We start from the raw sequence: 26,185 nt of genomic DNA on the forward strand, positions 1-26,185 counted from the left end.
CCGCGCGCGGTCTACGAGGGCAGCGCTCGCTCAGGGCAGGAACGCGCCATCCGCGCAGATCCGGCAGGTCGGATCGCCCGCCGTCGACAGGCGCTCAGGCGGCGAGGCCGCCGCGTGCGGCACCGGGGCGCATCATGTCGCGCAGGCGGAATGCGGCAGCCACGGGCGCAGGGAACGGCTTGCGGCAGAAGGCGATCTTGCGGACATAGTCATCGACGCGCCAGGTTGCCCAGGTCTTGCCGGCGAAATAGGCGATGTCGCCGGCGCGCAGCGTCCGCTCGACGCCGTCCTCGGTGGTGACGTGCACCTCGCCGTTCAGGATCATCACCGTCTCATCCCAGCCGAAATACCAGCGAAAGGCGCCGGCGGTGCAATCCCAGACCGCGGTTGTCGACTGGTCGTCGTGGCCGCGCGAATGCAGGGCGAGACGCGCGCGCGGAGCGCCCTCGAGGATCCAGGACGGCTCGATCGGCGCGTCCACCATCTCCATCTCGTCCATGGAGGCCGCGATCAACGGCCTCGGAGGCAGCGCCCTTGCCGGAATCGTGCGTACCGCCATGCCGATCGCGCTTGCGAGCATCAGTTTCAGAACCATCGAAGTCCCCTCTCCGCCATTCGCGCGACCATAGGACAAGAAGGTTCGAGGTGGGTTCATGCGCTTGCTACAATTTTAGCAATCGTGCGGATTTGGCGTGACGGGACGGAAGGTGTTCTCGTAACTGGCTTCCGATAGCCCCCTGCAAGGACACCGCATCGATCGCGCGCCCGCCCGCAGGCCGACGCCCGACCGCGTCCCGCACGGCAGCGACCGGGCAGAGATCACCAAAGGCGGCCGCGAAGAGCGAGCAAGACCTATGCGAACCCCTCGACGGTGCAGACGATGAGGTCGTGGTCGGAGAGCGGCCGCCCGGTCTCGTCGAGCGAGGGGACGATCCAGGCCCCGCCAATGACCAGGCCGCGGGCCAGGAACCAGTCGAGCTTCATCGCCCGGTCCGGCCACCGGGTGATCAGGCTCGGCCGGGTGGTCATCTGGTCCAGCGGGCCGCCGTGGCGGGAGAAGCCGCGGAGGGCGGCCTCCCGGAACAGGCCCTCGGCCTCGAAGTCGCCGCCCGTGTGGTTGCCGGTGTTGAGATCGCCGCCAATCAGGACCGGCAGGCCGGGAAAGGCGTGATCCAGAGCGTCGATCAGGGCCACCACCTGGCGTTCGCGATAGGCGGCAGTGGCAGCGCTTTCGAGATGAACGGAAACGGCGACGAAGGGGCCGGCTTCCGTCTCGATGATCGCGCCGATCGCCATGCGCTCTCCGAGCCGCGGCTGGTCGCCGCCGTCGACGAACCACAGCCGCCCGCCTTCGAGGCGAAGCATGAAGGGCTGCGTCAGCGGCACGGCTGCCATCAGGCCGTTGCCGTGGAAGCCGTGCAGATTGAAATCGTCCCGGCAGAAATCTCGCTCGGTCTGCGAACCGAGGCCAAGCTCGAGGAACTCGACGCCGTAGGCATAGGCCATGCCAAGATGGCCGGCGAGTTCAGCCGTGGTGTTGCGCTGGCCGGTGCGGGCCATGCCGCTGTCCATTTCCGAGACGAGCACGACGGGTGCCGGCGTCGCCCGCCGGAGCAGGCCTGCGGTCGCTTCGGGAAACAGGCAGCGTTCCAGGTTCCAGGCGCCGACCTCGAAGGGAAGGGCGAGCGGGCCGGCGGAAACGGCACTGCCACCGGTCTCGATCGCGTTCATGAAGGGCAGCGACGCCATCTTGTCGTCATGGGCTTCGACGGTGCGCGGCAGGGCAGCGACCTGCAAGCGCGCCTCTTCGGGCACGCCCACGAGTGCCGGAACGGTCGTGCGGATCATCGGGCGGTCTCCAGAAGGTCTGCGGCCGTGGTCGAGCGGTTCGGCTCGACCGACGACCAGACAAGGCGGCGTCCGCTCTCGGCATCAAAGAAGTGCAGCCGGCCGAGCGGAACCGCGACCTGCATCTCACTGGTCAGCGGCGCGTCGGAGGACATCGCGACCGTGATGGTTTGATCGCCGAGCGTGCCATGCACGAGGCGCTGCGAACCCAGCTCCTCGACATAGTCGACGCGCAGCGGCATCGTGGCGGAGCCGATCTGGGCGCTTGCGTCGACGGGGGCGCCGACCGCCTGCAGGTCCTCGGCACGGAAGCCGACGGTGACGGCGCCTTGTGTGGGCAGCGTGTCGCCAAGGTCGATCAGTGCAGGCCCGATCGCAAGCTTGCTGCCGTGCAGTTCACCCTGAACGAGGTTCATCGCCGGCGAGCCGATGAAGCTTGCGACGAAGGTGGAGGCGGGCGCGTGGTAGACGTCGAGCGGCCGGCCGATCTGCTCGATCCGGCCGCCGTTGAGGACGACGAGCCGGTCGGCCAGCGTCATCGCCTCCAGCTGGTCGTGGGTAACGTACAGCGAGGTGGTGCCGACGCGGCGCTGCAGGCGCTTGATCTCGCCGCGCATGGACACGCGCAGCTTGGCGTCGAGGTTGGACAGGGGCTCGTCGAACAGGAAGGCGGAGGGGTGGCGGACGATGGCGCGGCCCATGGCGACACGCTGGCGCTGGCCGCCGGAGAGCGCGCGCGGCTTGCGGTCGAGATAGGGGCCGAGCTCCAGCATGCGGGCGGCCTCGGCGACACGCGCCTCGATCTCCGGCTTGGGCGTGCGGCGGTTCTTCAGCCCGTAGGCGAGGTTCTCACGCACGGTCATGTGCGGGTAGAGCGCGTAGTTCTGGAACACCATGGCGATGTCGCGGTCGGCCGGCTCGACGTCGTTGACGATGCGGCCGCCGATACGCACTGTGCCGCTGGAGATGTTCTCCAACCCCGCCACCATGCGCAAGAGAGTCGACTTGCCGCAGCCGGAGGGGCCGACCAGGACGATGAACTCGCCGTCGGTGATCTTGATATCGACCTCGCTCACCGCCGGCACGTTGCCATGATAGACCTTCGATACCTTGTCGATCTCGATCGTTGCCATCGACTTATCCTTACTTGTCGCTTTCGGTGAGGCCCTTGATGAACCAGCTCTGAAAGAGCACCACCATGAGGACCGGCGGCAGCATGGCGAGGACCGCCAGTGCAAAGGCCTCGTTGTAGTCGGGGATCTGCGAGCCGATCCAGACCTGGAGGATCTGCTTGATGCCGCGCATCAGGGTGAAGAAGCGCTCGTCGGTGGTCATCAGCATCGGCCAGAGATACTGGTTCCAGCCATAGACGAACATGATGATGAAGATCGCCGCGATCATCGTCTTCGACAGCGGCACGAGCACGTCGATAAAGAACTTGAACGGCCCGGCGCCGTCGATGCGGGCGGCCTCCAGCAACTCCTCCGGCACCGACTTGAAGAACTGGCGGAAATAGAAGGTGCCGGTCGCGGATGCGAGCAGCGGGACGATCAGGCCGGTATAGCTGTTGATCAGGCCGAGGCTGCTCATTACCTCGTAGGAGGGCATGATGCGGACTTCGAGCGGCAAAAGCAGCGTGGTGAAGATCACCCAGAAGGCGAGCGTTGCAAACCGGAAGCGGAAATAGACGATCGCATAGGCGGCGAGCATCGAAAGCGCGATCTTTCCGACCGCGAAGCCGATGCCGAGAATGAAGGAATTCATCATCATCCGCGCGCCGGTCACCTGGCCGGTGAAGCCGCCCTTTCGCGTCAGCACCGTCTCGTAGGTCTCGACGAGATGGCCGCCGGGCGAGAGCATCAGCCCCGTGGAGTGGATCGCGGCCGCCTCGTGCGTCGAGGTCATGAAGGCGACGACCACCGGAAGCGTCAGGAACAGGGCGCCGAGGATCAGGACGGCATGGTCGAGGATGCGGGTTCGGTGCATGGGCGCCTCAGGTGTAGTGGATGCGCCGCTCGATGAAGCGGAACTGCAGCACGGTGAGCACGAAGACGACGATCATCAGGATCACCGACTGGGCCGACGAGCCGCCGATGTCGTTGCCGCGAAAGCCGTCCATGTAGACCTTGTAGACCAGCGTGATCGGGTTGTTCGCCGCCTTGTCCTTCACCATCACGTCGATGACGCCGAAGGTGTCGAACAGCGCGTAGGTGACGTTGATGATCAGCAGGAAGAAGGCGGTCGGCGCGAGTAGCGGGAAGATCACTGTCCAGAAACGCTTGATGCCGGAGCGGCAATCGATGGCGGCCGCCTCGCGCACGGACGCCGGCAGCGCCTGCAGGCCGGAGAGGAAGAAGATGAAATTGTAGGGGATCTGCTTCCAGACGGCGACGAAGATCATGGCAAAGGCGGTGTCAAAATAGCTGAGGCCCACCTTCATCTCCCAGCCGAAAAAGGCGGCGATCTTGACGAAGGGGCCGATGTGCTGGTCGAAGAACATCATGCCGATCAGGCCGGCGACCGGCGGGGCGATGGCATAGACGGAGATCAGCAGCGTCTTGTAGGCGGCATTGCCGCGGATCACCGCATCCGCCTTGACGGCGAGCAGCAGGCCGAGCGCCAGCGAAAAGAAGGTGACGAGCGCGGTAAAGAGAGCCGTGAAGCGCGCGATGGACAGATATTCGGGACTGAGCAGCACGCCCAGATAGTTGTCGAAACCGACGAAGGTCGAGCCGAAGCCGAAGGGGTCCTCCAGATAGAAGGAGGACTGGATCGCCCGCACCGACGGCCAGTAGAAGAAGATGACGATCACGGCCAACTGCGGCGCCAGGAACAGATAGGGCAGCAGCGGCGAGGAGAACTGGACGCGCTTCATGAAAACCTTCGAGCGGATGGGGCAATGGGCGCCTCTTGGATGAGAGCCCCTCACCCCAGCCCTCTCCCCGCAAGCGGGGCGAGGGAGATGAAGACGTTGCGGCGAGTGGTCCTTCTCCCCGCTTGCGGGGAGAAGGTGGCCGGCAGGCCGGATGAGGGGGGCCGCATGACGCGTGGGCTTGCAGCGTTCACGCCGATGCACTCCATCATTGGCGCACCGCCAGCCGGCAGCGGCGCTGCCTCAACCCGCCGTCTTGGCGAAGCGGGCGAGCAGTTCGTTGCCCTCGCGCTCGATCGTGTCGAAGGCGTCCTTCACCGTGGTCTCGCCGGAGAAGATGCGGCCGTATTCGCGCTCCATGATCTCGCGGATCTGCGGATAGAAGCCGAGACGGTAGCCCTTCGACCACTCGCCGGCCGGCAGCATCAGCTGCTTGATGCCGACTTCGGCGACCGGGGTCTTCTCATAGTAGCCTTCCGACTTGGTCAGCTCGTAGGCGGCGGTGGTGATCGCGACGTAGCCGGTGGCCTGGTGGTAGAACTTCTGGATTTCCGGCGAGGTCAGGAACTGGAAGAAGTCGGCAACGCACTTGTTCTCCTCGGCCGGCTTGCCGGCCATGGCGAAGAGGGCCGCACCGCCGATGAAGGAATTTGTGCCGGCGCCGGCGATCGAACCCCAATAGGGCAGGAAGGTGGCCGAGAACGGCATCTGGGCCGTCTTCTGCAGGCCGCCGAAGGAGCCTGACGAACCGATCCAGAGGGCGACCTTGTTCTCTTCGAACGGCTTCTGGTTGTCGTTCCAGCCGGCGCCGTAATAGGCGAAATACCCCTCGTCGGCCCAGGACTTCAGCTTGTCGAACATCATCACGAGGTTCGGGTCTGTGACCTTGAGCTTGGTGTCGACGACGCTGTCGTAGCCGTTGTTGTTGGTGGCGAACTGGATGTTGTTGCGGGAGAAGAAGTTTTCGGTGAACTGCCAGGTCAGCTGCGCCTGGACCAGCGGGATGTAGCCGGCTTCCTTCAGCTTCGGCGCGGCTGCCTCGAACTCTTCCCAGGTCTTCGGCGCCTCGACGCCGGCCTTCTTCAACGCCTCGTCGTTGATGTACATGATCGGCGCGGAGGAATTGAACGGCATGCCGACGAACTTGCCGTCGCTGTCGGCGTAGAAGTAGCGAACACCCTCGATGAAGGCGTTGCGGTCGAAATCATAGCCCGCTTCCTTGATCAGGTCCTCGGCCGGCACAACGGCGCCCTTGGCGTTGATGATGGTGGCCGCGCCGGCGTCAAAAACCTGCAGGATGTTCGGCTGCTCGCCGGAGCGGAAGGCGGCGATGCCGGAGGCAAGAGCCTCCTCGTAGGTGCCTTTGGAGACGGGCGTCAGCGCGCAGGCGGTCTGCGCGGCGTTGAACTTCTGGGCCACCTCGTTGATGACCTCGCCATTGCGGCCGGCCATGCCGTGCCACCAGGTGATGTTGGTCGCGGCGAGCGACGAGGTCGCGGTCAGGGCGATCGAAATTGCTGCGAGCGAAAACTGCTTGATCATGGAAGGATCCTCTCCACCGGTTGCATCGGTGTGCGAGTGCCTATTGCCCTTCCGTGACGATCGCTTAACAGGAGTATGTCAGTTCGATTACATTTCACATACCTTTCGAACTGATTTCGTTTTTACTTCAAAAGGCTCCCGGCAGATGGCGGGGCAGACGCCACGGCAGGACGGCGACGATATCGTAGCGGATCGACAGGCGATGTGCGTCGGGCTGGCGCGACAGCCAGATGTCGCTTGCCGCGCGGATGCGATGCTGGGATGCGGCCGTCACCGCGAAGATCGCGCTTTCCTCGCTCGCCCGCGCCTTGACCTCGACGCAGGCGACCAGGTCGCCCTTTCGCGCGATGATGTCTATCTCGCCAAGCCTGGTTCGGTGGCGGATCGCCATGATGCGATACCCCCTGGCGATCAGGTAGAGGGCGGCGATGTATTCCGCGAGATGCCCGCGGCGAAAGGCCTTGCGGCGGAGCTTTCTGCCCGCCTCATCGCCCATGCTCGGCCTTCAGTTCGAGCAGGCGCTGGTAGAGGTCGCGCCGGGGCAGTCCCGTCTGGCGCGCGGCCTCGGTCGCCGCCTTCCCGGCCGGCATGTCGGCCATGAGCCCGGCAAGCAGTGCATCGACGTCGGCTGCTTCCGGCGGCGGCTCTTCCGCCGGCGGCGCGATGACGAGCACGATCTCGCCCTTCACCTGGGGGTTCTCCGCATAGTGGGCGGCAAGGTCTTCAAGCGAGCCGCGGCGGAATTCTTCGAACGTCTTGGTCAGTTCGCGGCAGATGCAGGCCTGTCTCGCGCCGCCGAGAACATCCGCGGCAGCGGCGAGCGTCGCCCCGATCCGGTGCGGCGATTCAAAGAAGATCAGCGTCGACGGCACGCGGCCGAGTTCGCCCAGGCGATCGCGGCGCGACTTGTCCTTCACCGGCAGGAAGCCCGCAAACAGGAAAGCATCGTTGGGCAGGCCCGAGCCGACGAGCGCTGCAAGCGGGGCCGACGGACCGGGGATCGGCACGACCTTATGGCCGGCGGCAAGCGCGAGCTGGCCGAGGCGATAACCGGGATCGGAGACGAGCGGCGTGCCGGCGTCGGAGACCAGCGCCACCGAGCGCCCTTCGTCCAACGCGGCGATGAGCTTCGGGCCGACCTCGTCGGCATTATGCTCGTGATAGGCGTAAGGACGCGTCACAATGCCGTAGCGGTCGAGCAGAACGCGCGTGACGCGGGTGTCCTCGCAAGCCAGTACATCGGCGCCGGCAATGGTCTCCAGCGCCCGCAGCGTGATGTCGCCGAGATTGCCGATCGGGGTCGCAACCAGATAGAGCGCAGGCTCGAGCGGCCGCGCGGGCACGAGCGCGCCGTGGACGCGATAGTGACGGGCAGCCGGCGCTGCCTCCCTCTGCGGCTGTTCATGCATGCGAGACGTCATGTTCCTGCTTTTCGTCCCGGTCGAGGCGGGCTAGCTTCCTTATGGGCGAGACCGGGACGGGCCGCAAGGGCGCGGGAACGGTGGGGGACGGTTCTATCCCCTATGGCAATCGCCATGCCTCTTGCAATTGGACGGATAAATCTGCCAATTTGCCCGTCCACATCCTTCCGGCGCCAGCCGGCAAACAAGAAGACGTCGCGCCGGCATGACCGGCGGGCAGAGCGGTCGAAAGCGGTACTCCAATGCGCATCACAATCGAACGGTCCAATCTCCTGAAGTCGCTCAACCATGTCCATCGCGTGGTCGAACGCCGCAACACGATACCGATCCTTTCGAACGTGCTGCTGCGTTCCGAAGGCGCGGGCCTTGAGATGAAGGCGACCGACCTCGACCTGGAAATCACCGAAGCGACGCCCGCGCAGATCGAGCAGGCGGGTGCCACGACCGTTCCGGCACATCTGCTCTATGACATTGTCCGCAAGCTGCCCGACGGCTCCGAAGTGCTGCTGGCCAACACGCCGGACGGCGGCGCGATGACGGTCGCCTCCGGCCGCTCGAAGTTCTCGCTGCAGTGCCTGCCGCAGTCCGATTTCCCCGACCTGACGGCCGGCAGCTTCAGCCACACCTTCCGCCTGAAGGCGACAGACCTGAAGATGCTGATCGACAGAACGCAGTTTGCGATCTCGACGGAAGAGACCCGCTACTACCTCAACGGCATCTTCATGCACACGATCGAAAGCGCCGGCAAACTGAAGCTGCGCGCCGTCGCAACCGACGGTCACCGGCTGGCGCGCGCCGACGTGGAGGCACCTTCGGGGTCGGAAGGCATGCCGGGCATCATTATCCCGCGCAAGACCGTCGGCGAACTGCAGAAGCTGGTCGACAATCCGGAACTCATCGTCACCATCGAGGTTTCGGACGCGAAGATCCGCTTCACGCTCGGCTCCGTCGTGCTCACGTCCAAGCTGATCGACGGCACGTTCCCCGACTACCAGCGCGTCATTCCGACCAACAACGACAAGGAACTGAAGATCGACTGCCAGTCCTTCGCACAGGCGGTCGATCGCGTGTCCACCATCTCCTCCGAACGCGGACGCGCGGTGAAGCTCGCGATCGGCGACGGCCAGATGACACTGACGGTTAACAACCCCGATTCAGGCAGCGCCACCGAGGAATTGCCAGTCGGCTACGACAGCGACCCGCTCGAGATCGGCTTCAACGCGAAATACCTGCTCGACATCACCTCGCAGCTTTCCGGCGAGGAAGCGGTGTTCATGCTGGCCGATCCGGGTTCACCGACATTGGTGCGCGATCTTGCGGGCGACGATGCCCTCTATGTGCTGATGCCGATGCGCGTTTGAGGCGCATCGAGGCTGAATGCTTGAAGGCGGGTCGAAAGGCTCGCCTTTTTCTTTACAAGTCAAACTGTTGATCCGGCGCGATCAGACTTGTTTTTGACGCAAATAGCCACACATAGTGGCGCAGAGAATCGACACGGTTCGAGGCATCTGCGCTGCAGGGGTGGCGGAGCAGTTCCTTGACGGCCACAACCGGGGAAACAAAATGAGTTTGCGGGTGAAGGTGAAGGAACGGCTCGGCAAGAAATTTGACGAGGAGATCCGCTTCTTCAAGGGTTGGATCAGCAACACGCGCGCCGTCGGATCCATCATCCCGACGTCTTCGTTCACCGCGCGGCGCATGGCCGGTGTCATCAACCCGCATTCCGGCCTGCCGGTGCTGGAACTCGGTCCCGGAACGGGAGCGATTACCAAGGCGATCCTGGAAAGGGGCGTGGCGCCCGACAAGATCGTCTCGATCGAATACTCGAACGATTTCTACAATCACCTGGTGGAACGCTTCGACGGCGTGCACTTCATCAACGGCGATGCCTTCGACCTCGACCGGACGCTTGGCGCGCTCAAGGACCAGCAGTTCGACAGCGTGATCTCGGCCGTGCCCCTGCTTAACTTCCCCATGCACCGGCGCGTTTCGCTGATCGAGGACCTGTTGCGGCGCATCCCGGCGGGAAGACCCGTCGTGCAGATTTCCTATGGACCGGTGTCGCCCGTCACCGCCATGCCGGACCGATACCAGATCAGCCATCTCGATTTCGTCGTGCGCAACATCCCGCCGGCGCAGCTGTGGACCTATCGCAAGTCACACTGAGCGAGGCCGATGCTGGCGCTCTACATCACCCATCCGCAGGTGCGGATAGAACCGGACGTGCCGGTCCCGCGATGGGGTCTTTCCGCGAAAGGGCGCGAGCGCGCGACCCAGGCGGCGCAAGCCGATTGGGCACGCACGCTGAAACGTATCATCTCCAGTGACGAGACGAAGGCGGTCGAGACGGCTGAAATCCTTGCGCAGGCGAGCGGCCTCACCGTCGAGGTGGTGGACGGAATGGGCGAGAACGACCGCTCCGCCACCGGCTTTCTCCCACCAGAGCGCTTCCAGGAGGCTGCCGACTGGTTCTTCGCCCATCCGACGGAGAGCTTTCGCGGCTGGGAGCGGGCCGTCGACGCGCAGGCACGGATCGTCGCCCGGGTGGAGGCCATCCTGAACGACCACGGCACCGCAGGGCCGATCGCCTTTGTCGGGCATGGCGGCGTGGGAACGCTGCTCAAGTGCCATCTTTTCGGCCTGCCGATCGCCCGGCGTCACGACCAGCCCGGTGACGGCGGCAATCTTTTCGCCTTCCGGCTTGAAGATCGCTCCGGCGCATGCGACTGGACAGCGATGGAAACATGGAAGGGGTTTTAGGGATGGAAGCGCGCGAACGACTGATCGTCGGGCTGGATGTTCCGACCGTGGCGGAGGCCGAGGAGAAGGTCCGCGCGCTCAGCGACAGCGTGGTCTTCTACAAGATCGGCTACCAGCTGGTCTTCGCAGGCGGGCTCGAGTTCGCCCGCGATCTTGCCAGGGACGGCAAGAAGGTCTTCCTCGACATGAAACTGCTGGACATCGACAACACGGTAGCGAAGGGCGTCGAGAACATCGCGAAGATGGGCATGTCGATGCTGACGCTGCACGCCTATCCGAAGGCGATGCGCGCAGCGGTGGAGGCGGCAGCCGGCTCCGGCCTGTGCCTGCTCGGCGTCACCGTGCTGACCTCCATGGATGCTGAAGACCTGATCGAGGCGGGATACAACGACACCCCGCAGGCACTGGTGCGGCGCCGGGCCGAACAGGCGCGCGCCGCCGGTATGGGCGGCATCGTCTGCTCGGCCGAGGAGGCTGCCGCCGTGCGCGGCATTGTCGGTCCGGGCATGGCGATCGTCACGCCGGGCATTCGCCCGGCCGGTGCGGAGAAGGGAGACCAGAAGCGGGTGATGACGCCGGCAGAAGCCCTGAAGGCCGGATCGAGCCATCTCGTCGTGGCGCGGCCGATCGTCAAGGCCGCCGATCCGCGCGCGGCAGCAGAGGCCATCCTGGCCGAGATGACGGACGCGCTCAAAGCATAATCAAGGGAGAGACAAAATGGCCAAGGGATACTGGATCGCACGCGTGGATGTTCGCGACGCCGAACGCTATAAGGACTATGTGGCGGCCGCCAAGCCGGCCTTCGAAAGGTACGGCGCCAATTTCCTCGCCCGCGGCGGCGCCTTCGAGAAGCTTGAAGGACAGGTTCGCGCCCGCAACGTCGTGATCGAATTCCCTTCGCTGCAGGCGGCGATCGACTGCTACAACTCCCCCGAATATCAAGTCGCCGCCGCCATCCGCCAGGAAGTCGCGGACGCGGAGATGGTGGTCGTCGAAGGGGTCTGACGCACTGACAGCTAAGGCGCGCAAGTTGCAGCCAGGCACGTGCAGACAAGCCTTCACCTCCCCGGTGGTTTGGGCTATGTAGGCCTCACCTACCTTCGCCTATTCCAGGAGCTTCCCGCATGACCCTCTCCAACCTTCCGCCGCAGGTCACCGTATTCGGTGGTTCCGGATTTGTCGGCCGTCATGTGGTGCGTGCGCTCGCAAGGCGCGGCTACCGCATCCGCGTTGCCGTGCGGCGGCCGGATCTGGCGGGTTTCCTGCAGCCGATCGGCGGGCTCGGGCAGATCTCCTTCGTTCAGACGAACCTGCGCTACCGCGACTCGATCGACCGCGCGGTTCACGATGCCGACCACGTCGTCAACTGCGTCGGCATCCTGTTCGAGAAGGGACGCCAGCGCTTCGACGCCTTGCAGGATTTCGGCGCACGCGCCGTTGCCGAGGCAGCCCGCGCCCGCGGCGCCACGCTGACGCACATCTCGGCAATCGGCGCTGACGCCAACTCGGCTTCCGACTACGCCCGGTCCAAGGGCCGTGGCGAACTGGGTATCCGCGAGGTGCTGCCGGAAGCCGTGATCCTGCGTCCGTCGATCGTCTTCGGACCGGAAGACGGCTTCTTCAACAAGTTCGCCAACATGTCGCGCTTCGCACCCGTCCTGCCGCTGATCGGCGGCGGCCACACGAAGTTCCAGCCGGTCTACGTCGCCGACGTGGCCGAAGCCGTGGCGCGCTCCGTCGACGGACACGCCACCAGGGGCGCGACCTACGAACTGGGCGGCCCGGAAATCCTGACCTTCCGCCAGTGTCTGGAACTGATGCTCGACGTCATCGACCGCAAGCGTCCTTTCGTCTCGCTGCCCTTCGGCATCGCCTCGATGATCGGCTCGTTCGCCTCGCTCGTCCCCTTCGTCGAGCCGCCGCTGACGCCGGACCAGGTGCGGTTGCTGCGTTCGGACAACATCGTCTCCGACGAGGCGAAGAAGGAAGGGCGTACCCTCCAGGCGCTCGGCATAGCGCCGGTGCTCGCCGAGGCGATCCTGCCGTCCTATCTGGTCCGGTACCGCCCGCAGGGCCAGTTCACGCGCGGAACCGCCTGAGGCCTTCCAGCATATCAAGCGCATCGCGCAAACGATGACCGCCGCCCGGCATAGGGCGGCGTTTTCCTTGGACGTCAGAAGCTGTCCGAGGGACATTCGCGCAGGCTCTGTGAACGGCAGCGCGCAGTGCCGGGACCAAGCGTTGCAGTTGTGCCGCACTGTCGAAAATCAGCACAGCATTTACGTGGCATTCAACATGTTCGGTTATTGATGTTTCGCAGGGCGGCGAATACACACCGCCTCGCGCAAGGGGCCGGACCGGCGAGACCCGCGTACATCTTTCCTCAAGGACTTCTTCGACATGGGCAAGGCAATTGCACTTTTCTTCGGCTGCGCGGCGCTGGTGATCCTGGCAGGCTCCTTCATGGCACCGAGCACCGTCGCCGCCGGCAAGCACGGCTGCGCCCCGGCCTATGGCGTCGACCCCTGCACGACCTCGTCGATCCAGCGTTGAACGAAGAAAGGCCGGACGACGAACGCCCGGCCCCTGATATCTGCGCCCGAAGGCGCCTGCATCGTCGCGAACCGGTCGGGTTCGCGAAATCCCCTACCCCCAGAGCGCCAGGCCGATAAGGCCAGCGACACCGATGACGATGCGCCAGATCGCAAAGGGCGCGAAACCGCGGCGCGAGACGAAGTCCAGCAGCGAGCGGACGACAAGCAGCGCTGAGAAGAATGCGGCAACGAAGCCGATGCCGATCACGATGCCGTCATCGAAGCTCAGTGCATCGCGGTTCTTGTAAAGGTCGAGCGTGAACGCGCCGAGCATCGTCGGCATGGCGAGGAAGAACGAGAACTCCGCAGCCGAGCGCTTGTCGGCGCCCATCAGGAGTGCACCGGCGATCGTGGCGCCCGAACGGGAGGTGCCGGGAATCATGGCGAGGCACTGGAAGAAGCCGATCTTGAGCGCCAGCGACGGCGGATAGTCCATCACGTCCTTATAGCGCGGCTTCAACGGCAGCCGATCGATGACGTAGAGCACGATACCCCCGAGGATCAGCACGATGCAGATGAGCTGCGGCGTCTCGAACAGGACCGTCTTGATGAAATCATGGGCAAAGACACCGATGACCGCGGCCGGCAGGAAGGCAAGCAGGACGCAGAATACGAAGCGCCTCGCCTGGGCGCTGGTCGGCAGGGCCAGTGCGATGTGGATGAGTTTGGCCGCATAGACGGCAAGGATCGCCAGGATAGCGCCGAGCTGGATCAGGACGGCGAAGGTGTTCCCCGGGGACTTGAAGCCCATGAAGTGGCCTGCGAGCAGGACGTGGGCTGTCGAGGACACGGGTATGAACTCTGTCAGGCCTTCGATCACTCCGAGAACGAGGGCGCTGACAATCGACTGGTCGGCCATGGAAAATCCTTGAAGAGATGATGTCGCGAGCGATCATCAAAAACTGATTCGCTTGTGTTTGCGTTGTCATCTTCCTATAGCTTTGTGTCAGGAGTCGTGAACAGCGCAATCGCATTTCCCGGCCGATGGCCGGTCCGCTTCCTCCGACAATCATCAAAAGAAAAGCCTTATGCCGACCCTCTATCATCACCCGATGTCCTCCTCCTCCCGTTTCATCCGGCTGGTTCTGTCCGAATACGGATATCAGACCGATCTCGCCGAGGAGCAGCCCTGGGAAAACCGGCGCGACTTCCTGACTTTGAACCCGGCAGGGACGCTGCCCGTCTATGTCGACGACAGCATGCGCGCGCTCTGTGGCGCCACGGTCATTTCCGAGTATGTGGACGAGACGCACGGCGTGCTGAAGCGCGACAGGCGGCTTCTGGCGGAGGACCCGTTCCAGCGGGCCGAGATCCGCCGCCTGGTGGAATGGTTTCTGCAGAAGATGGAGCAGGATGTGACCAGGCCGCTCGTGCGTGAGCGGATCTTCAAGCTGCAGATGACGCCAGACCAAGGCGGCGGGCCGCCGGACAGCAAGATCCTGCGCAATTCGCGCGCCAACGTCCGCCAGCACATGAAGTATCTGTCCTGGCTTGCCGGTTCGCGTACCTATCTCGCCGGCGACCGGCTGAGCTACGCCGATCTTGCGGCCGCAGCAGCCGTCTCGGTGCTCGACTATATGGGCGAGATCAACTGGCAGGATGCTCCGCAGGCAAAGGACTGGTACCAGCGCATCAAGTCGCGCCCGTCGTTCCGGCCGCTGCTTGCCGAGCGCGTGCGCGGCGTAACCCCGGTCTCGCACTACGCGGACCTCGACTTCTAGGGCGACGATGGCCATGGCCGGCGCGGCGACCAGCGCGGACCGGATCGAGCGGCAGCGCAACAAGCTCAAGGCCTTCCTCCTTGCCGAGGCGGCCGACAAGGGCTTCGACGTCTGTCGCGTGGCGCGCCCGGATTCCATTCCCGACGCGCCTGCCCGCCTCGATGACTTTCTCGCCGCCGGGTATCACGGCACGATGGACTGGATGGCGGAGACGCGTGATCGCCGCGCCGATCCCCGCGCGCTCTGGAGCGAGGTGCGTTCAGTCGTGCTGTTCGGGATGAACTACGGGCCCGACGAGGACCCGCGCGATGTGCTCGCGATGAAGAACAGTGCGGCAATCTCGGTGTATGCGAAGAACCGAGACTACCACGACGTCATAAAGGGCAAGCTGAAAGAGGTCGCCACCCGCTTTGCCGCACGCGCCGGCGAGGACGTTAAGGTGTTCGTCGATACCGCGCCTGTGATGGAAAAGCCGCTTGCCATGCAGGCAGGACTTGGCTGGCAGGGCAAGCACACGAACCTCGTAAGCCGCGATTTCGGCTCCTGGCTCTTCCTCGGCAGTATGTTCACCACCGCCGAGCTCATCGCCGACGACCCGGAGCGCGACCATTGCGGCTCCTGCCGGGCATGCCTGGATGCCTGTCCGACAAGCGCCTTTCCCGCACCCTACAGGATCGACGCCCGCCGCTGTATCTCCTACCTGACCATCGAGCACAAGGGGACGATAGAACGCGAACTGCGCCCCCTGCTCGGAAACCGCATCTACGGATGCGACGACTGCCTCGCCGCCTGCCCCTGGAACAAGTTCGCAGCCGTTGCGGCGGAAATGAAGTTTCACGCGCGCGACGACCTGCGCGCGCCGAAGCTTGCCGAGCTTCTGACGCTCGACGATGCCGCCTTCCGGACACGCTTTTCCGGATCTCCCGTCAAGCGCATCGGCCGCGACCGCTTCGTGCGCAACGTCCTGATCGCGGCGGGCAACAGCGGCGATGCCGCGCTCGCACCGATATGCGCGACGTTGGCAAGCGACCCCTCCCCGACCGTCCGCGGCATGGCCGTCTGGGCGCTTCGGCAATTGCTGGCTAGAGACAGCTTCGAGAAGTTTGCTAGAAGAGCAGCCGACGAGACCGACCCGGAGGTACGGGCGGAATACGAGGCAGCGACGGAGGTCTGATCATGCGTCTTCTGGTGTTGGGAGCAGGCTTCTCCGGCCGTGCGATCGCGCAGGCTTTCCAGGCCGCAGGATATGGCGCGACCGGCACAACGCGTTCCAAAGAGAAGGCGGACGCCCTCGCCGCCCTAGGGATGGACGCCATAATCTACGACGGCGAGGCGATCTCCGACACACTGTTCCAGGCCATGGGCGAGACCACGCACCTCGTGCAGTCGATTGCGCCTGGCAAGAGCGGAGATCCACTGTTTCGTGACGGCGTCCCGCCGATCGGCGAGCTGATGCCAAAGCTGCTGTGGGCGGGCTATCTTTCCACCGTGGGCGTCTACGGCGATCACAAGGGCGCGTGGGTGGACGAGGACACGCCTCTGCACCCCGTCTCCGCCCGCTCGATCGAGCGCGTGGACGCAGAAAACCGCTGGCTCGCATATTCGCAGGCAAGCGGGGTCCCGGTCGCGATCCTGCGCCTTGCCGGCATCTACGGCCCGGGGCGAAACGCGCTTCGGAACGTCGCGGAGGGCACGGCGCGGCGACTGGTGAAGAAGGACCAGGTGTTCAACCGCATCCGCGTGGAAGATATTGGCGCGGCGGCGTTGTTTCTGGCCGAGCACGGGCATTCGGGTGTGTTCAACATTACAGACAACAAGCCCGGTCCGCCGCAGGACGTGGTGGCCGAGGCCGCGCGCCTGCTGGGGGTGGAAATCCCCCCCGAGGTTCCCGTCGAGACGGCCGAGCTTTCGCCCATGGCCCGCTCCTTCTACGGCGAGAACAAGCGCGTCTCCAATGCCAGGATGCGGGCACTCGGCTTCCGCTTCCGCTATCCCGACTACCGCATGTCGCTTGCCCAGATGCGCAACGACGACAGCTGGCGCGGCTGAACCAACGACTTCGTTAACAGACGATTACCGAAAAGTGCTTTGACCCGCCCAAGTTTGGCCTCTTTTTTGCAACCAAGGATAGAGCAAACCAGAAAAAAGTTTCGGATTGGCGTACCAAATTCGGCTGATGTGCAACTTTTTTCCAGTTTTCTCGGCCGAGGTCGGCAGGAAATTCCACTTTTGTCAACACTTCGAGATTCGCACTGATTCTAAAGGCATTTTAGGAACCGTTGTCGAAATCCGGAAGGATAGACAGCATTCTATGCAAATTCTCTCGAAGATCATCGGCAAGTAGTCCGGACGGGCCGAGGCCATTTTTCGCCATTTTTCGCCCCAATAGACAGACCTGTCAGAAGATACTGGACACCAGCACTGAGGGGTCAACATGTCTATCAAGTCCTCTACTGTGGCACTCGCCGCATTGATTATCGCTGCGCCCGTTACCTTCGCATCCACGGCGGAGGCTGCCGGCTGTGGCCGTGCATCCTGGTACGCGCTCACCTCGAAGACCGCCTCCGGCGAGCGCATGAATCCGGCCAAGCTTACCGCCGCCCACAAGACCCTGCGCTTCGGCACGAAGGTCAAGGTCACCAACGCCAAAAACGGCCGCAGCGTCGTCGTTCGCATCAACGACCGTGGTCCCTTCATACGCGGCCGCGTCCTCGATCTTTCCAAGGCGGCCGCCTCGCAGATCGGCATGATCGGTGCGGGACACGCGAGCGTCTGTTATCAGATCGTCAGCGCAAGCTGACAGTCAGACCGGCTTCGCCTCCGGCGACCCGGTCGACTGAATGACGGCGTGGCCGCGCACCCGGTGCGGTTACGCCGTAAAGATGGTTCCGGCACAATTCGGCGCCCACGGCTTGCTCTCGCCGCGCTTCGCCGCTACCACGGCGGCAAAACGGAGTTGAGCAATGCGATTGGGCGGACGGCTTTCGGGAGCCATCGAGGTTTTGGCGGATATCGAGGCGCGCAAGCGTCCCGTCGCCGATGCGCTGAAGGACTGGGGCCTCGCCCATCGTTTCGCCGGCTCCGGCGACCGGGCGGCGATCGGCAACATCGTCTACGACGCGCTCCGGATGAAGCTGTCGCACGCCTACCTGATGGATGACGACAGCGCTGCCTCGCTCGGCCTCGGCGTGATGCTGCGGCAATGGGGCCTGACGCCGGAAAGCCTTGCGCGCGAGCTGGAAGGCGACAAATTCGCTCCCGAACTTCCCGCCGACCGCCTGAAGGCCTTTGCGAGCCGCAGGCTCGAGAATGCGCCGCTGCACGTACAGGGCGACATTCCAGAATGGGTCCAGCCCTCGTTCGAGGAAAACTTCTCCGAGGACTGGCTCGAAGAGGCGAAGGCCCTCACCGGGCGCCCGACCCTCGATCTGCGCGTCAACACCTTGAAGGCCACCCGGGAGAAAGTCCTGAGGGCACTGGAGCGCAGCGGGGCAGAGCCTGCCAGGATCGCGCGTCAGGGTATCCGCATTCCGGCCGGCGAAGGCCCGTCGAGATTGCCGAACGTCACCGCCGAACTTTCCTTCCAGAAAGGCTGGTTCGAAGTCCAAGACGAGGGCTCGCAGATCGTCGCCGATCTCGTCCTCGCCCGGGAGGGCGAGCAGGTGCTGGACTATTGCGCCGGCGGCGGCGGCAAGACGCTCGCCATGTCGGCGGCGATGAACAACAAGGGCCAGGTGCACGCCTACGACGCCGACCGCAAGCGCTTGGCGCCGATCATCGAGCGGCTGAAGCGCGCCGGCACCCGCAACGTCCAGGTTCACGAGGACCTCGCCTCGCTTGCGCCGTTTGCCGAACGCTTCGACCGTGTCCTTGTCGATGCGCCATGCACCGGCACCGGCACCTGGCGCCGGCGGCCAGACACGAAATGGCGGTTGACCGAGAAGAACCTCGAGGAAAGACTGGCCCAGCAGGAGGAGGCGCTGGCAAGTGCAGCGACCTTCGTTCGCCCGGGCGGCACCCTTGTCTATGTGACGTGTTCGGTTCTGCCTGAGGAGAACGAAAACCAGGTCTACAGCTTCTGCGAGGACAACCCGGAATTCGAGATCCTGTCGGCGGCGGGCGCCTGGGAAGAGCTGTTCGGCACCGACAAGCCGCAACCGTGGTCCGCCGACATGAAGACGGTCACCCTTACCCCGGCCTCGACCGAAACGGACGGCTTCTTCTTCTGCGCCATGGGCCGCAAGGCCTGAACGATTCCCCCGCATCTATACTGCGTTCCATGAGGCGCTGCGCGTCTCATGCGCAGCACTGAGCGAGTGTTGAATTGTTCTAAACTATACACTTTGACACAAGTTTATTTTTGAGCGAATAGAAGTCCACCTGATACTATCCATCGCCCGGCCACGGGCGAGGTCCCGGCACATCGTTCGCCCGCACGGGGAGGGGCGCCGGGAAGGAACCAGACCTTTAACGGGACCCCAGGAGAAAACATGAAGACGTCCTTCCTCCGCACGGCAGTGCTGGCGCTTTTGACGGCGACCTCCGCACTCGCCTTCCAGCCGGCGTTTGCCGCAACCGACGATGCCGCCGTCGTCAAGCACTATGTCGATGTCGCCCATGCCAAGTTCTCCGACGCGCTTGCGACGGCCAAGGCGCTTTCGACCGCCGTCGATGCGTTGATCGCAGACCCGAAAGACGAAACGCTGAAGGCAGCACGCGAGGCCTGGATCAAGGCACGCGTTCCCTACCAGCAGACGGAAGTCTACCGCTTTGGCAACGCCGTCGTCGACGAATGGGAAGGCAAGGTCAACGCCTGGCCGCTCGACGAAGGCCTGATCGACTATGTCGACGCCAACTACGGCACGGAAAGCGACGAAAACGCGCTGTTCGTTGCCAACGTGATCGCCAACCCGAAGATCAAGATCGACGGCAAGGACGTGGACGCCACCAACCTGACGCCCGAATTCCTGGCAGGAACGCTGCAGGAAGCAGGTGGCGTGGAGGCGAAAGTCGCCACCGGCTACCACGCCGTCGAATTCCTGCTCTGGGGCCAGGACCTGAACGGCAACGGGCCGGGCGCCGGCAACCGACCGGCAACCGACTTCGATACGAAGAACTGCACAGGCGGCAATTGTGACCGCCGCGCCGCCTACCTGAAGTCGGCAACGGAGCTTCTTGTCGCCGACCTGCAGGAGATGGTCGACAAGTGGGCCCCGGAGGGCGAGGCCACCAAGGCCGTCAGCGCCGATCCGAAGAGCGGCGTCAGCGCCATCCTGACCGGCATGGGATCGCTCTCCTATGGCGAACTCGCCGGCGAGCGGATGAAGCTCGGCCTGCTGCTGCACGATCCGGAGGAAGAGCACGATTGCTTCTCCGACAACACCCACAACTCTCACTACTATGACGCGCTCGGGATCCAGAGCGCCTATACCGGTGAGTACGTGCGTGCTGACGGCACGAAGATGACCGGTCCGTCGCTCTCCGAACTGGTTGCCGCGAAGGACCCGGCGCTCGACAAGGAAATGAAGGCGCAGCTCGACACGACGATTGCCGCGATGCAGGCGATGGTGAAGCGGGCCGAAACAGTCGAGGCCTACGACCAGATGATCGGCGAGGGCAACGCGGAAGGCAACGCCGTCGTGCAGGCCGCCATCGACGGTCTCGTGAACCAGACGAAGACGATCGAGCGCGTGATCTCGGCGCTGGACCTCGGCCAGATTGAGCTTGAAGGTTCCGACAGCCTGGACAATCCTAACGCCGTCTTCCAATAAGATGCAAAAGGCGGGCCGCATCCCATAGGTGCGGCCCGATCCCAAAATGAGCGCCGCACCCTTCAACCGCCCGCATGCCGTCCTCGGCGCGCTGCTGCTGTCGCTCGCAGCCGGTGCAGCCGTCGGCTTCGACGAGTTGCCGGGATCGGGAGGGCGCGCCGACCTGTCCGAAGCCGACAAGGCGCGGGTGGCGACAATCACCCGACCGACGCGGAATTTCTCGAAAGCCGAACGCTACGAGGCTATGTCGGGCGGCGCGGCGACGTCGACCGCGGCCATCAACGCCGACAGCTTCTCGCATTTTTCCGAAAATCTCACCTTTCAGCAGGAAGAGGGCTTCAAGCTCGGAAACGCGCTGTTTCGGAAGGTCTGGGTGTCCTCCCCCTCCTCCACGCATGCGTCCGACGGCCTCGGCCCTCTGTTCAATTCGCGCGCCTGCCAGAACTGCCACCTCAAGGACGGGCGCGGGCGCCCGCCAGAGCCCGGCGCGACAACGAGCACGACGTTCTTCCGGCTGGCCCGGCCGCCCGCTGACGATGCCGAACGCGCGCAGCTCGATGCGTTGAAGGTTCTGAACTTCCCTGACCCGGTCTACGGCGGCCAGCTTCAGGACTTTGCCGTTCCGGGGCTTGCCGCCGAAGGGCGGATGCAAGTGGAATACACCGAAGAGACCGTAACGCTGAAGGGCGGAGAAAAGGTATCGCTGCGCCGGCCGCATTACTCCGTGACCGATCTCGGCTACGGCGCGATGGATCCCACCACGACTCTGTCGCCGCGCATGACGCCGCCGATGATCGGGCTTGGGCTGATCGAGGCGATCCACGAGGCCGACATCATGGCGCTCGCCGATCCCGACGACGGTGACGGCGACGGCATCAGCGGCAAGGCGGCGCTGGTGCGCGACAAGGAAAGCGGAAGGCTGGTGCTCGGCCGCTTCGGCTGGAAAGCGCAGAACGCCAGCGTGCGCAAGCAGAGCGCCGAAGCTTTCGCCGGCGACATCGGCATTTCCAACCCGCTGGCACCCGCCGCCCAGGGCGACTGCACACCGGCACAGACGGCCTGCCTCGCCATGCCGGACGGCGTGCAGAAGCGGTTGGGCGACACCGAGGCGCCCGACCCGGTGCTGGACCTCGTCACCTTCTACTCCGAGAACCTGGCCGTTCCCGCCCGCCGCAAGGCGAGCTTCGCGCCGACGCTTGCGGGCAAGAAGGCGTTCTACGACATTGGCTGCATTGCCTGCCACACGCCGAAATTTGTCACCCGTCGCGATGCCCGCGACACGGCGCAGGCGTTCCAGCTGATCTGGCCTTATTCCGATTTTCTCCTGCACGACATGGGCGATGGGCTCGCCGACGGCCAAACGGTCGGATTGGCGAACGGCCGGGAGTGGCGCACGCCGCCGCTATGGGGTATCGGCCTGACGAAGACCGTCAGCGGCCACACCTTCTTCCTGCACGACGGACGCGCCCGCAACCTGACGGAGGCGATCCTCTGGCACGGCGGCGAGGCGCAGGCCGCCCGCGAACGCTTCATCGACCTCGAAAAGGCCGATCGTGACGCTCTGCTTACATTCCTGGAGTCTCTTTGATGCTGCCCCTTCGCGCCCCCCGCCTCCGTAGCGCCCTTCTCGGTCTTGCTGCCGCAGCCTTCTCGCTGCCAGCCTTGGCGCAGGACGCCAATCCGATCCCCCCGGCCGAGCTGACCGATGCGGCGATCCTGCCGGTGATGGAACGCGCGGTGGACGAGGTGATCCGCCCCGGCTATCGCGACCTCAGCACATCCGCAACGAGGCTTTCGCAGGCCGTTGCAGCCTACTGCGCGGCCCCCTCGCCCGACACCCGGGCTGCGGCGCATGCTGCCTTCGACGATACGGTCGCGAAATGGTCGTTCATCGAGATCGTTCGCGATGGGCCGGTGCTGCAGCAGAACAGGTTCGAACGCATCCTCTTCTACCCCGACCGCAAGAGCACGGGGCTAAAGCAGGTGCAATCGCTCCTTGCAAAGGCGGACGAAAAGGACACCGACGCTGCCGCGCTTCCCGGAAAGAGCGTTGCGGTCCAAGGCCTGGGAGCGCTGGAATACGTCCTCTACGGCACGGGATCAGACGCGCTCGACACGGGCAAGGACAGCTTCCGCTGCCGTTTCGGTGCGGCGGTGGCCGAGAACATCGCCGCCACGGCAAACGCGCTCAGCGCCGAGTGGGAAAAGCCGGACGGCGTCCAGAAGGACTGGAAGCATCCCGGCCCCGACAACCCGGTCTTCCGCGACGGCAAGGAGGCGATCACAGCGCTGCTCGGCGTTCTCGTCCACGGAGCGGAGACCATTCGCGACCAGCGCATCGAATCCTTCTACAAAGGCGAGGACACGCCGCCGCGGCCGAAATCGGCCGTCTACTGGCGCTCCGGCAACACCTGGAAATCGATCGAAGGCAATCTGGACGGGCTGAATACGCTTTTTCGCAGGTCCGGAATGGAAGAGCTGCTGGATCCCGGCGAGGCCTCGATCGCAGGATCGGTCGAGTTCGTGATGAAATCTCTGGAGCGGACAGCGCCGAAGATCGACAGCGACATCGAAAAGGCTGTCACGGAACCGACCGAGCGCAAGAAGATCGACTTCCTGATCATCAATGCGCGCGATCTCGTGCTCCGGCTCAGCAACGATTTCGGCGGCGCGATCGGGCTCGGCGCCGGCTTCTCCTTCTCGGACGGCGACTGAGCGAAAGGTTTTGACAACGGCGCCCCAAAGGCGCAGATGGCTTTCGTGCCGGACACTTGCGGCACGTGACAAAAGGACCAACCCGATGAACCCCGACAGTCGAAGTCGAGTCGCAGAACTCTCGATCGTCAGGTCCTGATCCAAAGGGCTCCGGCGGTCGTCCGACTCGCCGCATGGAGCCTGCTATGCTGTCCATCTTCCAAAATCGCGACAACCACCTCGTTCGCGTCGATACCTTCGGCGACGCAGAATTGCAGCCCGCCATCTGGTGCGATCTGCTGAGCCCCACAGGCGAGGAAACGCGCCTCGTGGAGCACAATCTCGGCATCGAGATCCCCACACGGGACGAGATGCAGGAGATCGAACTGTCCGATCGCCTCTATCAGGAGGCGGGCGCGCAATTCATGACGATGACCGCCGTCGCCGCGCTCGACAGCGAGGTGCCCGCCAAGGTGCCGGTGACGTTCATCCTCAAGGGGCCGACGCTCGTGACCGTCCGGCATGCCAGCCCGCGGCCGTTCTCCACCTTCACCGCCCGCAGCCAGAAGCCGAACGGAGCGCCCTGCAGCTCCGGCGAGGCGGCAATGCTGGGTCTGATCGAAGCGATGATCGACCGGACCGCGGACGCGCTGGAGCATGCCGGCCTCGAAATCGACGGGATTTCGCGGGAGGTCTTTCGTAAGAAGAGCGCCAGCGCGACGAAGACGACACGCGATCTGCAGTCGCTGATCGACCGGATCGGGCTGAAGGGCGACCTTTTGACCGCCGTTCGCGAAAGCCTCGTCAGCATCGGCCGGCTGATCGCCTATCACACCGCGGTTGAAGATCGTGGCGGCCGGCGTGCGCCGAAGGAAACGCGGCAGCGCCTGAAGCTCATCCAGCGTGACGCCGCCTCGCTTGGCGAGCATGCGGAGTTCCTGTCCAACAAGATAAACTTCCTGCTGGACGCAACTCTGGGGCTGATCAACCTGGAGCAGAACCAAATCATCAAGATCTTCTCGGTCGCATCCGTGGTGTTTCTGCCGCCGACGCTGGTCGCCTCGATCTACGGCATGAACTTCCAGATGATGCCGGAATTGCAATGGGATCTGGGCTATCCGGGCGCGCTGGCACTGATGGTGCTTTCCAGCCTGCTGCCGTATCTCTATTTCAAGCATCGGGGATGGCTTTGACCCGCGCCGAACGACAGAGGAAAGCATGCGCACACCGCTTCTCGACCGCCGCAGCTTCATGAAGATGGCGGGCGCCGCCTGGACGGCGACGCTCGCCCCCTCGGCGCTATACGCGCTCGAGCGCAGCGACGCCGTGTTCGCCTCCGGCTTCATGGCGCGCGATGGCGGTTTCGGCGTTGCCACGCTCTCCGAGGACGGGACGATCATCGACACGGTGTCGCTTCCCGCGCGAAGCCACGGCATGGCCTATAGCGCTGAGAGCGGCCATACCGCAGCCTTCGCAAGGCGCCCGGGCACCTTCGCCCTGATCTTCGATACGCGCCGGCAGGCGGAGCCGGTGACGATCCATGCCGGCGAGGGACGGCATTTCTTCGGGCACGGCAGCTTTTCACCGGACGGACGCCTCCTCTATGCCAGCGAGAACGACTTCGACGGGAGCCGCGGCGTGATCGGGCTTTACGACGCAACCGACCGCTACCGCCGCGTCGGCGAATTCGACACCCACGGCATAGGCACGCACGACATGACCGTCTCCGACGACGGGCGCATGCTGGTCGTGGCCAATGGCGGCATCGAGACGCATCCGGATTTCGGCCGCACCAAGCTGAACCTCGACCATATGGAACCGTCGCTGGCATTGATCGATGCCGCCACCGGCATGCTGATCGAGCGCCATGCGATGCCTCCGGCGTTGCGCCAACTCTCGACCCGGCATGTCGATATCGACGGCAGGGGGCGCGTCTGGTTCGCCTGCCAGTACGAGGGGCCGCGCAACGATCTGCCGCCGCTCGCCGGGCACTTCGCCAAGGGCGAGGACATCACCTTCCTGGAACTTCCCGCAGAAACCACGCATGGGCTCGCCAACTATGTCGGCGCGATCGCGGTCAACCGGAGCCAGGGGCTCGTCGGCCTGACATCGCCCAAGGGCGGCACGGCCGTGACGATCGACGCAGCCACAGGCCGCGTCATCCGCGAGGACCGCATTGCCGATGCGGCCGGCATCGCGGCTTCCAGGCGCGGCTTTACCGTCTCCTCCTATGACGGTCGCTTTGACGACCAGAGGGCTGGTCTTTCCTGGGACCAGCACATCGTCCGCTTCGGAAAGCTTTGAAGCTGTCGTGTCTTTGTCGTGTCTCGGGCGTGGCCGGCCGCTCCGCCGCGGAGACGACGCGTCTTGATCGGACGGGCTTCAGGCTGCCCCGGCGTCGCGGGCGATCAGGATGTGCAGATCGCGCCAGGCATAGGCGACCTGTTCGTAGCGATGTCCGCCGAGCGTGATGGTGCCGGTTTCGACGGCAGACGCGCCGAGACGCTCGTAGAAGAGCCGGTTGGGATTGGTGGCGAGCACCCACGCGCAGAGCGTCATTGCGCCACCCTCGACCATGTAACGGGCCACGCTGCGCACGAGTTCGACGCCGACGCCTCGGCCCTGGTAGGCCGGCAACACATAGAGCGCGTAGATCTCGCCTACGGGGGTCGGCGTCGCATAACGGGCCGGACCATAGTTGACGAAGCCGACCAGATTGCCGGTTTTTCTCTCGATCGCCACGAAATGGCCGACGCCCACCGCGTTCCGGCGGCCCATATGGCGAACGGCCTGCTCGGCCGGCGACATGCCCTGAAGGAAAGCATCGTCAAGCAAGCCCCGAAAGGTCGCCCTCCAGGTTTCCACCAGCACCCTACCGATCGCGAAGACGTCGGCGGTGCGTCCCGGCCTGATCTCGATCGCGTGATCCATGGAAAAGATGTAGGGCGGCTTGCGATCCGTG

Annotated in this window: 27 protein-coding genes; 17 read left to right on the top strand and 10 right to left on the bottom strand. The window is 64.5% G+C overall.

Going from position 1 to position 26,185, the window contains the following annotated elements; genetic code table 11:
- Positions 1-94 precede the first annotated feature (94 nt).
- From CRO48_RS19240 to rsmI, 8 genes are all read right to left on the bottom strand, one after another.
- Positions 95-595, bottom strand: a complete 501-nt coding sequence (locus CRO48_RS19240; RefSeq protein ID WP_097141488.1) for a cupin domain-containing protein — start codon at positions 593-595, stop codon at positions 95-97.
- 257 nt (positions 596-852) lie between these two features.
- Positions 853-1,848, bottom strand: coding sequence for an endonuclease/exonuclease/phosphatase family protein (locus CRO48_RS19245; protein WP_176526816.1), 996 nt, complete (start codon positions 1,846-1,848; stop codon positions 853-855).
- A complete protein-coding gene (locus CRO48_RS19250; protein ID WP_097141489.1) occupies positions 1,845-2,981 on the bottom strand; it encodes a sn-glycerol-3-phosphate import ATP-binding protein UgpC in 1,137 nt (378 codons plus the stop codon). The genes CRO48_RS19245 and CRO48_RS19250 overlap by 4 nt, the downstream gene beginning before the upstream one ends.
- Before the next feature lie 10 nt (positions 2,982-2,991).
- Positions 2,992-3,834, bottom strand: coding sequence for a sn-glycerol-3-phosphate ABC transporter permease UgpE (gene ugpE, locus CRO48_RS19255; RefSeq protein WP_097141490.1), 843 nt, complete (start codon positions 3,832-3,834; stop codon positions 2,992-2,994).
- A gap of 7 nt (positions 3,835-3,841) precedes the next feature.
- A complete protein-coding gene (locus CRO48_RS19260; RefSeq protein WP_097141491.1) occupies positions 3,842-4,723 on the bottom strand; it encodes an ABC transporter permease subunit in 882 nt (293 codons plus the stop codon).
- A 240-nt stretch (positions 4,724-4,963) separates the two neighbouring features.
- A complete protein-coding gene (locus tag CRO48_RS19265) occupies positions 4,964-6,262 on the bottom strand; it encodes an extracellular solute-binding protein (protein WP_097141492.1) in 1,299 nt (432 codons plus the stop codon).
- A 127-nt stretch (positions 6,263-6,389) separates the two neighbouring features.
- A complete protein-coding gene (locus tag CRO48_RS19270; protein WP_097141493.1) occupies positions 6,390-6,758 on the bottom strand; it encodes a YraN family protein in 369 nt (122 codons plus the stop codon).
- Positions 6,748-7,671: a 16S rRNA (cytidine(1402)-2'-O)-methyltransferase gene (rsmI, locus tag CRO48_RS19275; protein ID WP_097141494.1), complete on the bottom strand. Its 924-nt coding sequence runs from the start codon at positions 7,669-7,671 to the stop codon at positions 6,748-6,750. The genes CRO48_RS19270 and rsmI overlap by 11 nt, the downstream gene beginning before the upstream one ends.
- Positions 7,672-7,925: 254 nt before the next feature.
- Here rsmI and dnaN point away from each other — a divergent pair, with 254 nt between their 5' ends.
- From dnaN to CRO48_RS32275, 7 genes are all read left to right on the top strand, one after another.
- Complete coding sequence (dnaN, locus tag CRO48_RS19280; RefSeq protein WP_097141495.1) at positions 7,926-9,044, top strand: DNA polymerase III subunit beta; 1,119 nt, start codon at positions 7,926-7,928, stop codon at positions 9,042-9,044.
- Between the two features lie 202 nt (positions 9,045-9,246).
- Positions 9,247-9,849, top strand: a complete 603-nt coding sequence (gene pmtA, locus CRO48_RS19285; protein ID WP_097141496.1) for a phospholipid N-methyltransferase PmtA — start codon at positions 9,247-9,249, stop codon at positions 9,847-9,849.
- Positions 9,850-9,858: 9 nt separating this feature from the next.
- Complete coding sequence (locus CRO48_RS19290; protein ID WP_097141497.1) at positions 9,859-10,443, top strand: histidine phosphatase family protein; 585 nt, start codon at positions 9,859-9,861, stop codon at positions 10,441-10,443.
- Between the two features lie 2 nt (positions 10,444-10,445).
- On the top strand, positions 10,446-11,144 hold the full coding sequence (gene pyrF, locus CRO48_RS19295) for an orotidine-5'-phosphate decarboxylase (RefSeq protein ID WP_097141498.1): 699 nt from the start codon (positions 10,446-10,448) through the stop codon (positions 11,142-11,144).
- A gap of 16 nt (positions 11,145-11,160) precedes the next feature.
- Positions 11,161-11,448, top strand: coding sequence for a DUF1330 domain-containing protein (locus CRO48_RS19300; protein ID WP_097141499.1), 288 nt, complete (start codon positions 11,161-11,163; stop codon positions 11,446-11,448).
- A gap of 119 nt (positions 11,449-11,567) precedes the next feature.
- Entirely contained in the window at positions 11,568-12,542 is a 975-nt protein-coding gene (locus tag CRO48_RS19305; protein WP_097141500.1) for a complex I NDUFA9 subunit family protein, read from the top strand.
- A 301-nt stretch (positions 12,543-12,843) separates the two neighbouring features.
- A complete protein-coding gene (locus tag CRO48_RS32275; RefSeq protein ID WP_097141501.1) occupies positions 12,844-12,996 on the top strand; it encodes a metallophosphoesterase family protein in 153 nt (50 codons plus the stop codon).
- A gap of 93 nt (positions 12,997-13,089) precedes the next feature.
- Here CRO48_RS32275 and CRO48_RS19315 read toward each other — a convergent pair whose 3' ends face one another.
- A complete protein-coding gene (locus CRO48_RS19315; RefSeq protein WP_097141502.1) occupies positions 13,090-13,896 on the bottom strand; it encodes an undecaprenyl-diphosphate phosphatase in 807 nt (268 codons plus the stop codon).
- 169 nt (positions 13,897-14,065) lie between these two features.
- Between CRO48_RS19315 and CRO48_RS19320 the strand changes: the two genes are divergently transcribed.
- From CRO48_RS19320 to CRO48_RS19370, 10 genes are all read left to right on the top strand, one after another.
- Positions 14,066-14,758 carry a glutathione S-transferase family protein gene (locus tag CRO48_RS19320; RefSeq protein WP_097141503.1) on the top strand — a complete coding sequence of 231 codons (693 nt, stop codon included), beginning with the start codon at positions 14,066-14,068 and terminating at the stop codon, positions 14,756-14,758.
- Between the two features lie 13 nt (positions 14,759-14,771).
- Positions 14,772-15,932 (top strand): tRNA epoxyqueuosine(34) reductase QueG, encoded by a 1,161-nt coding sequence (queG, locus tag CRO48_RS19325; RefSeq protein ID WP_097141504.1) that lies wholly within the window; start codon positions 14,772-14,774, stop codon positions 15,930-15,932.
- Between the two features lie 2 nt (positions 15,933-15,934).
- Positions 15,935-16,807 (top strand): SDR family oxidoreductase, encoded by an 873-nt coding sequence (locus CRO48_RS19330; RefSeq protein WP_097141505.1) that lies wholly within the window; start codon positions 15,935-15,937, stop codon positions 16,805-16,807.
- 385 nt (positions 16,808-17,192) lie between these two features.
- On the top strand, positions 17,193-17,558 hold the full coding sequence (locus tag CRO48_RS19340; protein ID WP_097141507.1) for a septal ring lytic transglycosylase RlpA family protein: 366 nt from the start codon (positions 17,193-17,195) through the stop codon (positions 17,556-17,558).
- 163 nt (positions 17,559-17,721) lie between these two features.
- A complete protein-coding gene (locus tag CRO48_RS19345; protein ID WP_097141508.1) occupies positions 17,722-19,008 on the top strand; it encodes an RsmB/NOP family class I SAM-dependent RNA methyltransferase in 1,287 nt (428 codons plus the stop codon).
- A gap of 240 nt (positions 19,009-19,248) precedes the next feature.
- Entirely contained in the window at positions 19,249-20,529 is a 1,281-nt protein-coding gene (locus CRO48_RS19350) for an imelysin family protein (protein ID WP_097141509.1), read from the top strand.
- Positions 20,530-20,575: 46 nt separating this feature from the next.
- Positions 20,576-22,117: a di-heme oxidoreductase family protein gene (locus CRO48_RS19355; RefSeq protein WP_097141510.1), complete on the top strand. Its 1,542-nt coding sequence runs from the start codon at positions 20,576-20,578 to the stop codon at positions 22,115-22,117.
- A complete protein-coding gene (locus tag CRO48_RS19360) occupies positions 22,117-23,244 on the top strand; it encodes an imelysin family protein (RefSeq protein ID WP_097141511.1) in 1,128 nt (375 codons plus the stop codon). The genes CRO48_RS19355 and CRO48_RS19360 overlap by 1 nt, the downstream gene beginning before the upstream one ends.
- A gap of 185 nt (positions 23,245-23,429) precedes the next feature.
- Positions 23,430-24,416, top strand: coding sequence for a magnesium transporter CorA family protein (locus CRO48_RS19365; protein WP_097141512.1), 987 nt, complete (start codon positions 23,430-23,432; stop codon positions 24,414-24,416).
- A 25-nt stretch (positions 24,417-24,441) separates the two neighbouring features.
- Entirely contained in the window at positions 24,442-25,527 is a 1,086-nt protein-coding gene (locus CRO48_RS19370) for a DUF1513 domain-containing protein (protein ID WP_097141513.1), read from the top strand.
- A gap of 78 nt (positions 25,528-25,605) precedes the next feature.
- On the opposite strand, the gene CRO48_RS19375 is transcribed toward CRO48_RS19370, so the two are convergent.
- Complete coding sequence (locus tag CRO48_RS19375; protein ID WP_097141514.1) at positions 25,606-26,154, bottom strand: GNAT family N-acetyltransferase; 549 nt, start codon at positions 26,152-26,154, stop codon at positions 25,606-25,608.
- Between the last annotated feature and the right edge of the window lie 31 nt (positions 26,155-26,185).

Source organism: Rhizobium subbaraonis (assembly GCF_900220975.1).
GTDB lineage: Bacteria > Pseudomonadota > Alphaproteobacteria > Rhizobiales > Rhizobiaceae > Mycoplana > Mycoplana subbaraonis.